The sequence below is a fragment of the Rhodococcus sp. ACT016 genome, assembly GCF_050477185.1.
Lineage (GTDB): Bacteria > Actinomycetota > Actinomycetes > Mycobacteriales > Mycobacteriaceae > Prescottella.
Map to the genome: position 1 here is coordinate 2,144,774 of NZ_JBEAET010000001.1, position 13,705 is coordinate 2,158,478.

Here is a 13,705-nt window from a genome sequence, read left to right on the forward strand (position 1 = left end):
TGTCGAAGTGTGCAGCGACGAATCATGGGAATTGAGACCGAGTTCGGTGTCACCTGCACCTTTCACGGTCATCGACGGCTGAGTCCGGACGAGGTTGCCCGCTACCTCTTCCGGCGGGTGGTCTCGTGGGGCCGCAGTTCCAACGTGTTCCTCCGCAACGGCGCGCGGCTGTACCTCGACGTCGGGTCGCATCCCGAGTACGCAACCGCCGAATGCGACAGCCTGCTGCAGCTCGTCAACCACGATCGCGCGGGTGAGCGTGTGCTCGAGGAACTCCTGGTCGACGCCGAGCAGCGTCTCGCCGAGGAGGGCATCGGCGGGGACATCTACCTGTTCAAGAACAACACCGATTCGGCCGGGAACTCGTACGGCTGTCACGAGAACTTCCTCGTCGTGCGGGCCGGAGAGTTCTCGCGCATCTCGGACGTGCTGCTGCCGTTCCTGGTGACCCGGCAGTTGATCTGCGGCGCCGGAAAGATCCTGCAGACGCCCAAGGCCGCGACGTTCTGCCTGTCGCAGCGTGCCGAGCACATCTGGGAAGGCGTCTCGTCGGCGACGACGCGCTCGCGTCCGATCATCAACACCCGCGACGAGCCTCATGCCGACGCCGAGAAGTATCGCCGCCTGCACGTGATCGTCGGCGACTCCAACATGTCGGAGACGACGACGATGCTCAAGGTCGGGACCGCCGCGCTGGTCCTCGAGATGATCGAGGCCGGGGTGCCGTTCCGGGACTTCGCGCTCGACAATCCGATCCGGGCGATCCGCGAGGTGAGCCACGATCTGACCGGCCGGCGCCCGGTGCGGCTGGCCGGCGGCCGCCAGGCGAGTGCGCTCGACATCCAGCGCGAGTACTACTCGCGGGCCGTCGATCATCTGCGGACCCGGGAACGGGACCCGCAGGTCGATCAGGTGGTCGATCTGTGGGGCCGGACGCTCGACGCGGTCGAGAACCAGGACTTCGCGAAGGTCGACACCGAGATCGACTGGGTGATCAAGCGCAAGCTGTTCCAGCGCTACCAGGACAAGTACGGGATGGAGCTCTCCGATCCCAAGATCGCGCAGCTCGACCTGGCGTACCACGACATCAAGCGTGGGCGCGGCGTCTTCGACCTGCTGCAGCGCAAGGGACTGGCGAAGCGAGTCACCGAGGACGAGACCATCGAAGCGGCCGTGGAGACACCTCCGCAGACCACCCGCGCCAAGCTGCGGGGCGATTTCATCGCGGCAGCGCAGGACGCCGGCCGTGACTTCACGGTGGACTGGGTGCACCTGAAGCTCAACGACCAAGCGCAGCGCACGGTGCTGTGCAAGGACCCGTTCCGCTCGGTCGACGAGCGGGTGGAGCGGCTCATCGCGTCCATGTGATCGCGGTGCGACCGGGCAGTTCGCCCGTTTTGCTACCACTCGGTCCGGTCTGTTGCCACTAGGCTCGGCGGCGTGGCGATATCCAAAGTCGAGCGGTTGATGAACCTTGTCATCTGCCTGCTCTCGACCCGGCAGTTCCTCACTGCGGAGAAGATCCGGGAAAGCGTGGCCGGCTACGACGAGTCGGCGAGTCACGAGGCGTTCAGCCGGATGTTCGAGCGGGACAAGAACGAGCTGCGCGACCTCGGCATTCCGCTCGAGACGGGACCGGCGGGCCGCTTCTCGACAGTCGAGGGGTACCGGATCAACCGGGATGCCTACGAGCTGCCCGACGTCGATCTCGATGCCGCAGAGGCGGCCGCGGTCGCGGTCGCGGTGCGTCTGTGGGGATCGCCCGAACTGACGGCGGCGTCCCAGAGCGCGTTGATGAAGCTTCGTGCGGCCGGGGTGCAGGTCGATGCGGAACTCGACGCCGTGCCGGTGTCGGCGATTCCTGCGCGCACCCGCGGATCGGAGTCCGCGATGCGGCAGCTGCTCGAGGCGATCGACGCGGGCCGCGCGGTGACGTTCCAGCATCGTGGTGCGCCCACCGAGGAGTTCGTGACCCGGACCGTGGAGCCGTGGGGTGTGGTCACGTTGCGTGGCCGCTGGTATCTCGTCGGGCACGACGTCGATCGCGACGCGACCCGCACGTTCCGGCTGTCGCGCATTGCCGATCCCGTCCGGGCGATCGGTCCGGCGAATGCGGTGCGTAAGCCCGCGGACGTCGATCTACGGTCCGTCGTCGACGCGGTCACCGGCGCCGGGTCCGTGACCGGTATCGCGGTGGTGTGGGTCGCAGAGGGGCGGGCGACCGAGCTGCGTCGCCTCGGCACCATTCGGGGTACGCGTGAACTCGGCTCCCGGCCCGGTGCGGTCCTGGAGATCCCGGTGCGGTCGTGGGACTGGACGGCTCGTCTGATCGCGGGCCACGGGGTCGATGCGCTTGTGCTCGAGCCGGAGGCGCTGCGTTCGGCGGTCAAGGAGAAGCTCCGTTTCGCCGCGGAGAGCGTGGAGGTGGAGCGGTGAGCGTCCGACTGTCCCGGCTGGCTCGACTGCTGAACATGGTGCCGTACTTCATGGCGAACCCCGGCATCAGCAAGGACCAGGCGGCCCGCGAGCTCGGTGTCTCCGTCCAGAATCTGATGAAGGACCTGGACCAGCTGTGGGTGTGCGGGCTGCCGGGGTACGGCCCCGGCGACCTGATTGATCTGTCGTTCGACGAGGACACCGTGTCGGTGATCTTCTCGGCCGGCATGGACAGGCCCCTGCGTCTGACGTCGACGGAGGCGACGGTGCTGCTGGTCGCGTTGCGCTCACTGGCCGAACTGCCCGGAATGGTCGACCCCACAGCAGCGCAGGGCGCGATCGCGAAGATCGAATCGGCGGCGGGAACCGCGGCGCGCGCGATGGGCGGAGACGGTCCGGACGAGGAGGGCACGTCGGGTGCGGCACCGGAGAATCCGGTCGCGGCCACCGTCCGCTCGGCATTGCAGCACGATCGCGCCCTCCACCTGACCTACTACTCGGCGTCACGCGACGCGGTATCGGAGCGCGTCGTCGATCCGATCCGGTCGCTCCTGGTCGACGATCACACCTATCTGCAGGCGTGGTGCCGCCAGTCCGAGGGAGTCCGGCTGTTCCGGTTCGATCGGATCGACGCCGCCGTGGAACTGGACGAGGCGGCGACACCGCCGCCGCAGGCCCTGGGGACAGACGAGCATCTCGAGCTGTTCAGCGCCGACGCCGGGCTCCCGCTCGCGCGTCTGCGGATCGCGGCGTCCCACGGCTGGATTCTCGACAACTACCCGATGGACCCGGTGGAGACGCTGCCGGACGGCTCCGTCGAGGTGACGATGCGGTACGGCTCGCTGGAATGGATGGCTCGCCTGGTCCTCGGTTTCGGGTCGGCCGCGCGTGCACTGGGACCGGCGGAACTGGTCGACGCGGTGCGGGATCGAGCGCGGGCCGCCCTCGATGCGTACGACGCACTCGGGGCGTGAGACGGACCCGATCCGACGCCGAATGCACGCGCCCGAATTGTCGTGTCGATCCGGCGGAACGGCCCCGTGGAGACGACGAGAAGAGTAACTTCGAATAGCGGTTGCGTGAACTGGATCGCCGGTAGGTGCGCAAACCGCTCCGGTTGGTTGTTAAGTCACGGTGAACAGGACATTTGCACCAGGACCGACGCAGACACGTCCGGTAGCATCGTTGGCGTCTGATATTTGGAGGTAGTAATGACCGGAGGCTTCAGCCTGTGGCACTGGGCCATCGTGGCGCTGGTGGTCGTCATCCTGTTCGGTTCCAAGAAGCTGCCGGAAGCGGCTCGCGGGCTCGGTAGATCCCTGCGGATCTTCAAGAGTGAGGTCAAGGAGATGCAGAACGACGGCAACCCGTCGGCGAGTGCTGCCTCCGATCCGGCTCCGTCCGCCCAGCTGCCGTCCGCGCCGCTCGATGCCACGGTCGTGGAGACCCCGCAGCAGCCCCGCACCGAGCCGAAGTCGGCCTAGTTCACGTTTCACGAGCATCCGGGGTGAGTTGATCACCCCGGATCACTGCTGACCAAGGCTAGGGCCCATAGTGCGAATTCCGTTCGACCCGCGTCGGAGCAGGCGCAGGACAAATCCAGACGGCACCATGTCGCTCGTCGAGCATCTCTACGAGTTGCGGACGCGTCTGCTCATCGCGGTTGGCGCGATCCTCGTGACGACGCTCATCGGGTTCTTCTGGTACTCGACATCGATCTTCGGGATCGAGAGTCTCGGCGAACTGTTGCGTGGACCGTACTGTTCACTGCCGGCGTCTAGTCGTGCGGAACTGAGCCCCGACGGAGCGTGTCGACTACTGGCGACCGGCCCGTTCGAGCAGTTCATGCTGCGCCTGAAGGTCGCACTGACCGCCGGCATCGTGCTGGCGTGCCCGGTCTGGCTGTACCAGCTGTGGCGGTTCATCACCCCCGGCCTGTACGCGAAGGAACGCAAGTATGCGATGGGCTTCGTGTTCTCGGCGTCGGCTCTGTTCGTCGCCGGTGCCGTCCTCGCCTACCTGGTCGTCGCCCAGGCCCTGCACTTCCTCCTGACGATCGGTGACAACGTCCAGGTCACCGCGCTCAGCGGCTCGCAGTACTTCGGCTTCGTCATCAACGTCCTCATCATCTTCGGCGTCAGCTTCGAGATTCCGCTGCTGGTGGTCGCGCTCAATTTCGTCGGCGTGCTGTCCTACGCGAAGCTGAAGGCGTGGCGTCGTGGCCTGATATTCTCGCTGTTCCTCTTCGCGGCCATCGCGACGCCCGGGCAGGATCCGTTCACGATGATCGCCCTGGCCGCCGCGCTCACGGTGCTCCTGGAACTGTCGATCCAGATCTCCCGCGTCCACGACATGCGCAAGACCCGGCGTGAGGCCGAGGATCTCGCGGCACTGTCGGACGAGGAGGCCTCCACGATCTCCGCGCCCACCGGGATCGACGATGTGTCCCCGGTGCAGCCGTCCGCGGCACCGAAGCCGGCATCCGCGCAGGACTACTCGGATACGTTGTGAGGCCACGAACCCAACTCGATGCGTTCACCGAGCAGCTGAGTTTTCCGCTCGATCCGTTCCAGATCGAGGCGTGCGCCGCGCTCGAGGCCGGTCACGGTGTGCTCGTGTGCGCGCCGACCGGCGCCGGGAAGACGGTCGTCGGTGAGTTCGCTGTCCACCTCGCTCTCGAAGCGGGCCGCAAGTGCTTCTACACGACGCCGATCAAGGCGCTCAGCAACCAGAAGTACGCCGAGCTGAGCGAGCGTCACGGCAAGGACGCCGTCGGTCTGCTGACCGGTGACACCAGCATCAACTCGGACGCCCCGATCGTGGTCATGACGACCGAGGTGCTCCGCAACATGATCTATGCGGAGTCGCCCACGCTGCGTGGGCTGTCCCACGTGGTGATGGACGAGGTGCACTTCCTCGCCGACCGGTTCCGCGGCGCGGTGTGGGAAGAGGTCATCCTGCATCTGCCCGAAGATGTGCGCCTGGTCAGTCTGTCCGCGACCGTCAGCAACGCCGAGGAGTTCGGCGCGTGGATGGAGACCGTGCGCGGCGACACCACGATCGTCGTGGACGAGACCCGTCCGATCCCGCTGTGGCAGCACATCATGGTGGGTCGCCGACTGTTCGACCTGTTCGACGCGAAGGCGACCCCGACCGGTGGACGCGAGATGGTCGTCGACCCGGACCTCGTGCGCCACGTCAAGCAGCGCCTGGCGCTCGATCGGATGAACTCGTGGGAGCCGCGGGGACGCGGTCGATCGGGCGATCATCGCCCGTTGCCGCGGCCCGAGGTGATCGCCCGCCTCGATGAGGAAGGGCTGCTGCCCGCAATCACCTTCATCTTCAGTCGTGCCGGCTGCGAGGCGGCGCTCGCGCAGTGTGTCCGATCGCGGCTGCGGCTCACGACACCGGAACAGACCGAGCGCATCCGGGAGATCGTCGACAAGCACACGCGGGACCTGCCACGCGCCGACCTCGAGGTGCTCGGCTACTGGGGCTGGCGCGAAGCGCTCGAGCGGGGTTTCGCCGCGCACCACGCCGGCATGCTGCCGGCCTTCCGCGAGACCGTCGAGGAACTGTTCGTCAACGGACTCGTCCGGGCCGTGTTTGCCACCGAGACCCTGGCGCTGGGCATCAACATGCCCGCCCGGTCCGTCGTGCTCGAGCGGCTCGTCAAGTACAACGGCGACACCCATGCGGAACTCACCCCCGGCGAGTACACGCAGCTCACCGGTCGGGCCGGGCGCCGCGGCATCGACGTCGAGGGCCACGCGGTGGTGCTGTGGCAGCCGGGTGTCGAGCCGGCCGACGTCGCGGGCCTGGCGTCGACGCGTACGTTCCCGCTGCGCAGTTCCTTCCGCCCCGGATACAACATGTCGATCAACCTGGTCGACCGAATGGGCGCGATCGAGTCGAGGGCACTGCTCGAGCGGTCGTTCGCGCAGTTCCAGGCTGATCGGTCCGTCGTCGGTCTCACGCGGGGAATCGAGCGCAACGAGGAAGCCCTCGCGGAACTGCGCGAGCGCCTCGGCGGCGCCGACGGAGAGTTCTTCGAGTACGTACAGATCCGGGAACAGCTGCGCAGCCGGGAACGTCAGCTCGAGCGACAGAAGCGGAGCGACCGGCGAGGCGAGGCCGTGGAGTCGCTGACCTCCCTACGCCGCGGCGACGTCATCGCCATCCCGGTGGGCAAGCGGTCGGGCCTCGCGGTGGTCCTGGAGAGCGATCAGGACCGCGGCGATCCGCGCCCGCTGGTGCTCACCGAGGAGAAGTGGGCGGGCCGGGTCAGTGCGGCGGACTTCCCGGTGCCGGCACGAGCACTCGGGCGGATGCGGCTTCCCCGCCACGTCGATCACCGCACGGCGCGCGTACGCCGCGACCTGGCGTCGGCGCTACGCAGCACCGGCATCACCCCACCGCGGAGGTTCAAGCGCGACAAGGGCGGTCGGGAAGACCGGGAAGTCGTGGAGCTGCGGAAGGCGCTGCGCGCGCACCCGTGCCACACCCGGCCCGATCGCGAGCAGCTGAGCCGCATCGGTGAGCGCTACAACCGGCTCGCGCGAGAGACGGAATCCATGCGCCAGAAGGTAGCCGCGACGACCAATTCGCTGGCGCGGACCTTCGACCGGATCGTCGCGTTGTTGACCGAGCGCGGGTTCATTGCCGCGGGTGCGGATCCGAAGGCCACCGAGGACGGTCAGCGACTGAGCCGGATCTACTGCGAGAGTGACCTTCTCGTGGCCGAGTGCCTGCGCCGTGGGGTGTGGAGCGGGCTGTCGCCGGCGGAACTGGCCGCGGTCGTCTCGTCCGTCGTGTACGAATCGCGGCAGGACGCCGACGCCCCGGACCGGGGACCGACGGTGCCGATCCGTCAGGCGTTGGTCGATACCGCCCGGGTGTGGGGCGAGCTGCGGGCCGACGAGATTCGGCACAAGCTGCCGCTCACTCGCGAACCGGATCCGGGTTTCGTGACCGCCGTATACCAGTGGGCCAGTGAGGAACCACTGGTCGATGCGCTGGTCGCCGCCGGCTCCGGCGGGAAGGAGCTGTCGGCGGGCGACTTCGTGCGGTGGTGCCGACAGGTGATCGATCTGCTCGACCAGGTTCATTCGACGGCGTCGGATCCGGGCGTCGCGAAGGCTGCGGCCCGGGCGGTCGGGGCGATCCGGCGTGGCGTCGTCGCTGTGGCTGCGACCTGACGCTCGACCCTTTCGAGGCCGGGCGCCGGTGGTTCGGGCCGGGTGAATGCGTAGTGTGGCGGTGATATCTGACAAGGGAGGGGACTGGTCGTGGGCCTGACAGACGGCTTTTCGGGCGGGACCAGCGCAGACCAGTCGAGGAGGCAGTGTTCATGAACGCTCCGCAGGGACCCAACGACGCCAACCCGGCGTGGGCGTCATCCCCGGAACAGTCCGACAACCCGGCTCCGGCCCCGCAGGGTGCGCCGACGACGCCGGAGTCGCAGGAGCCGAACCCGTTCGCCGCCAATCCGTACGCGAACACCGGATTTCCGGCGCCGGAGCAGGGGCAGGTGGCCGGCCAGTACAACCAGTACGGTCAGCCGTACCCCGCGGCGCCGACACCGCCGTCCGCGCCGACGGCGCAGTGGGGCGCGGCCGCACCGCAGTGGGGTCAGCCGGCGCCCACTCAGCCGACCCAGCAGCCGTGGAACTCCCAGCCCTCCGGTACAGGACAGCCGGGGCCGGCGCCGCAGTGGGGCGCCCCCGCCTCAGGACAGCCGCAGTGGGGCGCGGCGCCGGGCGGCTATCCGCAGCAGGGCGGATACGCACCGCAGCCGGGCTATCCGCAGCCGCAGTTCGGTGCCCCGCAGCCGAACCAGTGGGGCGCACCGGCGATGCCTCCGACCGCGTCGTCGTCCGGCAACAATAAGGTCCTGATGTGGGTGGGGATCGGCGTGGCCGCGGTGGTCGTCGTCGGTGGCATCGTGTTCGCGACCACGTCGCTCGGCGGGAAGACACTCGATCAGAACGCGGCCCAGAAGGGCGTCGAGCAGATCGTCACCGAGTCGTACGGTGCGCGTTCGGTTTCCAATGTGAGCTGCCCGTCCGGGCAGAAGGTCGAGCAGGGCTCGTCCTTCCAGTGCTCGTTGACCGTCGACGGCACGCCCAAGACGGTGACCGTCACCTTCACCGACAACGAGGGCACGTACGAGGTCAGCCGCCCGAGCTAGCCGTGTGCCCCTGCTAGGGACTGACCCCGAACGGGGTTGATCGAAGGCGCGGGCGGCGTAGGATTCGCCCGGTTGTCGAATAGTGCGACGGTCTCGGTGGGGGAGGAACACGAATGGTCGAACGTCCCGAACGTCCCGAGCGTCTCGGTGGCCGGTGGACCGGGGGCACGAAGTCCACGTTTCTGGCAGCCTGCGTGCTGTCGACGGCGATCGTGCTCGGGGGCGCGGGAGTTGCGGGGGCCGAACCTGTTTCGGCGTCTCACTCCACGCTGGACGCGGAGTGGGACGCCTCGTGGGTGGCCTACGAGTTGGAGAACAGCCAGGCCGGCTCGGCGCTGGTGACCGTGAACGTCACCCTGCCGATCACCATCGACGCCCCCATCGATCGAGTGTTCCCGGTGTATTCGAACTTCGCCAACGGCGTCGGACGGCACCCGTTCCTGCGTGGCGTGCTCGACCGCCGCACGTACACCGAAGGCGGCGCCGACGTCCGGGAGTTCATCGCCCTCGAGGACATCCCGGCCGGACCGGTGACGATCCCGGGCCGCACCGTCGGGCAGCAGCGGGTGTACGCCGCCGATCACTGGTACAGCACCGATACCTGGGACATGCCCGGCGTGATCACCCACCAGAAGGTCACATTCGCCGAGGACGGCGACGCGACCACGGTCACCGAGCACCTGACGTTCTCGGCGCCGGCCGCGCTGATCGACTACACCGTGAAGAACGGCGTGTCCTCGCACATCGCGAACCAGCAGGCCATGCAACGCGACATCGAGAACGGCACGCTCTAGCCACTGATCGCGACGCCGCGGATGCATCGCGCGTCTGTCGGGGACCTCTGACGATCGAGCGGTTCTTCGAGCGCGACGTGGGGTTCCCAGCGATAGCACCACGTGGATAACGGTTGGCCGGATTCGTCGAGTTCGGGACCCACCCTGGTATAGACCTCGTTCGCGGAGGTGGTGATTGTCGGCGGCAGGGGGATCGAAACGTCCTTGGAGTCGCCGTGTTGCGGTCCGCCGTAGAGCCATGCCGTGACGACGGTTCGAGCGGAACGTGACTGATCACTCACCGGCTTGCTCGTATCGGGCCCCGGAACTGCCCGGACAAACTCAGGCGCGTTCGACCGCGAGCGCGGCCACCAGTCGGGCCACCGAACGCTCGATCCCCAGGGTGGCGGCGACTTCGGCGAGCCGATCGGCATCGACAGGAGCCGCGGGCAGCGTGTCCGGGCGGGACAGTTCGACGTCGGCGTCGGTGACGACCCGCACCACCGGCAGGGCCGCGTCGATGTAATCGGCGGCCGCCGCGAGTTTCGCGCGAACCCCCTTCGCGACGTCGCTCGACGGGTCGAGCGCGGCCGCGCGCAGACCCTCGAGGGAGCCGTGGTTCAGCAGCAGCGCCGACGCCGTCTTCTCGCCCACTCCCTTGACGCCCGGCAGGCCGTCGGAGGAATCACCCCGCAGCAGAGCGAGTTCGGCGTATGCATCGCCCGCACGGTCGGCGGGTACGCCGTACTTCTCGGCGACCTCGGCGGGACCGAACAGCTCCGCCTTGGCCAGGCCCCGGCCCACGTACAGCACCCGCACCGGAACCGGGTCGTCGGACACCACCTGGAGCAGATCGCGGTCACCGCTGACGACGACGACCGGGTCGCTCTTCTCCTGCGCGGCAAGCGTTCCGAGCACGTCGTCGGCCTCGAAACCGGCGGCGCCCGCGGTCGCGATACCGGCCGCGCCGAGGACGTCCATGATCATGTCGACCTGCGGGGTGAGGGTGTCGGGGACTTCCTCGACGGAGCCGTCGGATTCCTCCGCGACGCGGTGCGCCTTGTACGACGGCACGGCGTCGACGCGGAACTGGGGCCGCCAGTCGAGGTCGAGGCACACCGCGAGCCGGGACGGTTGGGTGCGGGTGATCAGGGCGGCGACCATGTCGGTGAACCCGCGCACGGCATTGACGGGACGTCCGTCCGGCGCGGTCATCGACTCGGGCAGGGCGTAGTACGCCCGGAACCACAGACTCGCACCGTCCAGCAGCAGCAATGGTCCACTCATGCGCCTCATCCTGCCAAACGGCACTAGCCTGGTGCTCATGAGTTCCCACAGCGCCGGCTCCGACCGTTCTACTGCATCCCGGTTCCCGACGGCGGTGTACGCCGACCGTCTGGCCAGAGCCGCGCAGTTCGCCGAGCGTGCCGGACTCGACGGCCTGCTCATCACCCCAGGGCCGGACCTGCGCTACCTGATCGGGTCACGCGCCGATTCCTTCGAGCGTCTGACGTGCCTGGTGGTTCCGTCCGACGGGAACGCGCCGTCGGTCGTGCTGCCTCGGCTCGAGCTTGCGTCGCTGGGAGATTCCGCGGTGGCCGAGCTGAACCTGCCGGTGCACGACTGGGTCGACGGCGTCGACCCGTACGACGTGGTGTCGTCGCTGCTGCCGGAGTCTCCGCGCACCGCGGTCACCGACGCGATGCCGGCGCTGCATCTGGTCCCGCTGGCGCGCCGGTTCGGGACGGTGCCGGTGCTGGCGACCGGCGTCCTGCGCGAGCTCCGGATGATCAAGGACGACGCCGAGATCGAGGCGCTGCGCCGGGCGGGCGCCGCCATCGACCGGGTGCACGCCCGCATGGGCGAATGGCTGCGTCCGGGGCGCACCGAGGCCGAGGTCGCGGCGGACATCACCGACGCGATCCTGGCGGAGGGCCACACCGAGGCGGCGTTCGTCATCGTGGGATCCGGTCCGCACGGCGCCGACCCGCATCACGAGGTGTCCGATCGGGTCATCGAATCGGGCGACATCGTGGTCATCGACATCGGCGGCCCGGTCGAGCCCGGCTACAACTCGGACTCCACCCGCACGTACAGCCTGGGTGAGCCCGACGCGGAGGTCGCGGAGCAGATCGCGGTGCTCGAGGCGGCGCAGCGCGCAGCGGTCGAAGCGGTGCGTCCCGGCGTGACGGCGGAATCCGTCGACGCTGCGGCGCGCGATGTCCTCGCCGTGGCGGGCCTGGCAGACGTGTTCGTCCACCGCACCGGACACGGCATCGGGCTGTCGGTCCACGAGGAGCCGTACATCGTCGCCGGCAACACGGTCGCGCTCGAACCGGGCATGGCGTTCAGCATCGAACCGGGAATCTACTTCCGGGGGCGGTGGGGCGCCCGGATCGAGGACATCGTCGTGGTGACGGCCGACGGCTGCGAGTCGATGAACCTTCGCCCGCACGGGTTGACAGTCCTCCCCGGATGAGGTGCGTTCCGGTCAGGCGATGAAGTTGCCGAACGTCGGGCTCACCTGGCACAGGGGCAGGCTGCCCATGTCGATCGTGCCGAACACGGTGGCCCGAATGTCTCCGTGGCCGGTTTGTACTGTTTTCGAGTAGTACGGGTAGGTGCCCTCGAGCGGTGCGATGCCGACAGCGCCCGTGGAGAGGTTGATCCACGCGACGGTCACCTGCCCGGCAGCGGGGATCGGGGGCGCTGCGGGGAACGTCTCGAACCGGATCTCGCCGGGCCCGATCGGTGGCGTCTGCTCGGGCCCGGACTGTCCGGTGGCCCCGGTCAAGGACATCAGGCTGCCCTGGTTGGGGCAGCCGATCGTCAGGGCCGGGGGACCGAACGGGTGCGGTGGCAGTGCGTTGGCCCTCGCGGGTACGGCCATTGTGGCGACGACGGCCGCCGGAATTGCCCATCGCAGGACCCGACGTGGACCGGACCGGTGCGTCGTCGGCAGGTGTGTCCGTCGAGGTGTCATGACCATCCCCACTCGGGTGCGCTGGTGACGTCCTCACACGGTACCGCCGCCGATGACGCCGAATCCACATTCGGTTCGGCCGAATATCGGTGTAAATCAGACGATTTCACCGATCGACGAGGATCGCCGACCCCATCACACGCTCGACCCAGATCTCGATGACCACGCGGGTCGGGTTCTCCCGCGGCGTGCGGTAGCGGGCGGCGTACCGCTGCTCGCCCTCGAGCACCGAGGCCCGATCGGACAGCACCCGGGCGGGTCCCTCGAGGGTGAGCCACCGCCCACCGTCGACCTGACTGACCGCACCGTAGCCGCCGCGGTCGGCGTTGCGGGCCTTCTGCGACGCGTCGTTCGTGATGACCCGGACGATTCGGCGCTCCGGATCCCACGTGAAGCCCACCGCAACCACGTGCGGGGTGCCGTCCTTGCGCAGGGTCGTCAGCGTCGCCAGGTGTCGTTCGGTGAGGAAGGACGCGGCCTCTGCAGTCAGGTGGGAGGGATCGGACGGGATTCTGGCCATGCCCCGACGGTACTCGAGCGCCCCGAATCCAGGACACTGGAGTCATGAGTGACACGGAGTACGCCCCTGGATCAGTGGTGCTGCTGGGCGGTCGCAGCGAGATCGGATTGGAGATCGTGCAGCGGTTGGCGCCGGGCCGCGTCGTCGTCCTCGCCGCACGACGTCGCGGCGACCTGGAACGGGAGTGCCGGACGGTGCTCGACGCGGGAGCGACCGAAGTGCATTGCGTGGAGTTCGATGCCGACCGCGTCGCCGATCATCCCGCGGTGTTGTCGGCGATTGCCGAGCAGCACGGTCCCATCGGGGTCGCCATCCTCGCTTTCGGGGTACTGGGCGATCAGGCGTTGGCAGAGGAGGACGCCGGCCACGCGCTCGCGGTGGTCCACACCGACTACGTCGCGCAGATCAGCGTGCTGACACATCTGGCGAGCCTGATGCGGGCGCACGGTTCGGGACAGATCGTGGTCTTCTCGTCGATCGCAGGGACACGGGTGCGGCGCGCCAACTATGTATACGGGTCGGCGAAGGCCGGCCTGGACGGCTTCGCGAGTGGACTCACGGACGCGCTGCACGGCAGCGGTGTCCGGTTGCTGCTCGTGCGGCCAGGATTCGTGATCGGCCGGATGACCGAAGGCATGAAGCCGGCGCCGTTCTCGAGCACACCCCAACAGGTGGCCGACGCCGTCGCACACGGGCTGCGGAAGGGCAGCGAGCGGGTGTGGGTGCCGGGTCTGCTTCGCCCGGTGATCTTCGGGATGCGACTGCTGCCGCAGTTCGTCTGGCGGCGGCTGCCCAGGTGAACG

The 13,705-nt window shown here is 68.4% G+C and carries 13 protein-coding genes; 10 read left to right on the forward strand and 3 right to left on the reverse strand.

The window, feature by feature from the left end; genetic code table 11:
* Nucleotides 1-9: 9 nt before the first annotated feature.
* The 8 genes from pafA to ACQ5DX_RS10065 all read left to right on the forward strand — a co-directional run bounded on the left by pafA (nucleotide 10) and on the right by ACQ5DX_RS10065 (nucleotide 9,420).
* A complete protein-coding gene (gene pafA, locus ACQ5DX_RS10030) occupies nucleotides 10-1,368 on the forward strand; it encodes a Pup--protein ligase (RefSeq protein ID WP_206612394.1) in 1,359 nt (452 codons plus the stop codon).
* Between the two features lie 72 nt (nucleotides 1,369-1,440).
* The gene (locus tag ACQ5DX_RS10035) at nucleotides 1,441-2,436 is read left to right on the forward strand and encodes a helix-turn-helix transcriptional regulator (protein ID WP_430332480.1); all 996 of its coding nucleotides are present in this window, start codon (nucleotides 1,441-1,443) and stop codon (nucleotides 2,434-2,436) included.
* A complete protein-coding gene (locus tag ACQ5DX_RS10040; protein WP_430332481.1) occupies nucleotides 2,433-3,410 on the forward strand; it encodes a helix-turn-helix transcriptional regulator in 978 nt (325 codons plus the stop codon). Before ACQ5DX_RS10035 ends, ACQ5DX_RS10040 begins: the two co-directional genes overlap by 4 nt.
* 237 nt (nucleotides 3,411-3,647) lie before the next feature.
* Nucleotides 3,648-3,920 (forward strand): Sec-independent protein translocase subunit TatA, encoded by a 273-nt coding sequence (tatA, locus tag ACQ5DX_RS10045; protein ID WP_430332482.1) that lies wholly within the window; start codon nucleotides 3,648-3,650, stop codon nucleotides 3,918-3,920.
* A 70-nt stretch (nucleotides 3,921-3,990) separates the two neighbouring features.
* On the forward strand, nucleotides 3,991-4,947 hold the full coding sequence (tatC, locus tag ACQ5DX_RS10050) for a twin-arginine translocase subunit TatC (protein ID WP_430332483.1): 957 nt from the start codon (nucleotides 3,991-3,993) through the stop codon (nucleotides 4,945-4,947).
* Nucleotides 4,944-7,634 (forward strand): DEAD/DEAH box helicase, encoded by a 2,691-nt coding sequence (locus tag ACQ5DX_RS10055; RefSeq protein ID WP_430332484.1) that lies wholly within the window; start codon nucleotides 4,944-4,946, stop codon nucleotides 7,632-7,634. The genes tatC and ACQ5DX_RS10055 overlap by 4 nt, the downstream gene beginning before the upstream one ends.
* 152 nt (nucleotides 7,635-7,786) lie before the next feature.
* The gene (locus ACQ5DX_RS10060; protein WP_430332485.1) at nucleotides 7,787-8,626 is read left to right on the forward strand and encodes a DUF4333 domain-containing protein; all 840 of its coding nucleotides are present in this window, start codon (nucleotides 7,787-7,789) and stop codon (nucleotides 8,624-8,626) included.
* A 113-nt stretch (nucleotides 8,627-8,739) separates the two neighbouring features.
* Nucleotides 8,740-9,420: an SRPBCC family protein gene (locus ACQ5DX_RS10065; RefSeq protein ID WP_430332486.1), complete on the forward strand. Its 681-nt coding sequence runs from the start codon at nucleotides 8,740-8,742 to the stop codon at nucleotides 9,418-9,420.
* 321 nt (nucleotides 9,421-9,741) lie between these two features.
* Here the strand turns inward: ACQ5DX_RS10065 and ACQ5DX_RS10070 are convergent, their stop codons facing one another.
* On the reverse strand, nucleotides 9,742-10,686 hold the full coding sequence (locus ACQ5DX_RS10070) for a 5'-3' exonuclease (RefSeq protein ID WP_430332487.1): 945 nt from the start codon (nucleotides 10,684-10,686) through the stop codon (nucleotides 9,742-9,744).
* Nucleotides 10,687-10,723: 37 nt separating this feature from the next.
* Between ACQ5DX_RS10070 and ACQ5DX_RS10075 the strand changes: the two genes are divergently transcribed.
* Complete coding sequence (locus tag ACQ5DX_RS10075; protein WP_430332488.1) at nucleotides 10,724-11,878, forward strand: M24 family metallopeptidase; 1,155 nt, start codon at nucleotides 10,724-10,726, stop codon at nucleotides 11,876-11,878.
* A gap of 12 nt (nucleotides 11,879-11,890) precedes the next feature.
* Here ACQ5DX_RS10075 and ACQ5DX_RS10080 read toward each other — a convergent pair whose 3' ends face one another.
* On the reverse strand, nucleotides 11,891-12,289 hold the full coding sequence (locus tag ACQ5DX_RS10080; RefSeq protein ID WP_430332489.1) for a hypothetical protein: 399 nt from the start codon (nucleotides 12,287-12,289) through the stop codon (nucleotides 11,891-11,893).
* 199 nt (nucleotides 12,290-12,488) lie between these two features.
* Complete coding sequence (locus ACQ5DX_RS10085; protein ID WP_430332490.1) at nucleotides 12,489-12,902, reverse strand: PPOX class F420-dependent oxidoreductase; 414 nt, start codon at nucleotides 12,900-12,902, stop codon at nucleotides 12,489-12,491.
* A 44-nt stretch (nucleotides 12,903-12,946) separates the two neighbouring features.
* On the opposite strand from ACQ5DX_RS10085, the gene ACQ5DX_RS10090 reads away from it, so the two are divergent.
* On the forward strand, nucleotides 12,947-13,702 hold the full coding sequence (locus tag ACQ5DX_RS10090; RefSeq protein ID WP_430332491.1) for an SDR family NAD(P)-dependent oxidoreductase: 756 nt from the start codon (nucleotides 12,947-12,949) through the stop codon (nucleotides 13,700-13,702).
* Nucleotides 13,703-13,705: the final 3 nt, after the last annotated feature.

What these genes read in the sequence shown, in the direction of transcription:
- ACQ5DX_RS10085 (WP_430332490.1), bottom strand. Translation starts at nt 12,902, where the DNA reads ATGGCCAGAATCCCGTCCGATCCCTCCCACCTGACTGCAGAGGCCGCG.
- tatA (WP_430332482.1), top strand. Translation starts at nt 3,648, where the DNA reads ATGACCGGAGGCTTCAGCCTGTGGCACTGGGCCATCGTGGCGCTGGTG.
- ACQ5DX_RS10070 (WP_430332487.1), bottom strand. Translation starts at nt 10,686, where the DNA reads ATGAGTGGACCATTGCTGCTGCTGGACGGTGCGAGTCTGTGGTTCCGG.
- ACQ5DX_RS10080 (WP_430332489.1), bottom strand. Translation starts at nt 12,289, where the DNA reads ATGGCCGTACCCGCGAGGGCCAACGCACTGCCACCGCACCCGTTCGGT.
- ACQ5DX_RS10065 (WP_430332486.1), top strand. Translation starts at nt 8,740, where the DNA reads ATGGTCGAACGTCCCGAACGTCCCGAGCGTCTCGGTGGCCGGTGGACC.
- ACQ5DX_RS10060 (WP_430332485.1), top strand. Translation starts at nt 7,787, where the DNA reads ATGAACGCTCCGCAGGGACCCAACGACGCCAACCCGGCGTGGGCGTCA.
- ACQ5DX_RS10075 (WP_430332488.1), top strand. Translation starts at nt 10,724, where the DNA reads ATGAGTTCCCACAGCGCCGGCTCCGACCGTTCTACTGCATCCCGGTTC.
- ACQ5DX_RS10090 (WP_430332491.1), top strand. Translation starts at nt 12,947, where the DNA reads ATGAGTGACACGGAGTACGCCCCTGGATCAGTGGTGCTGCTGGGCGGT.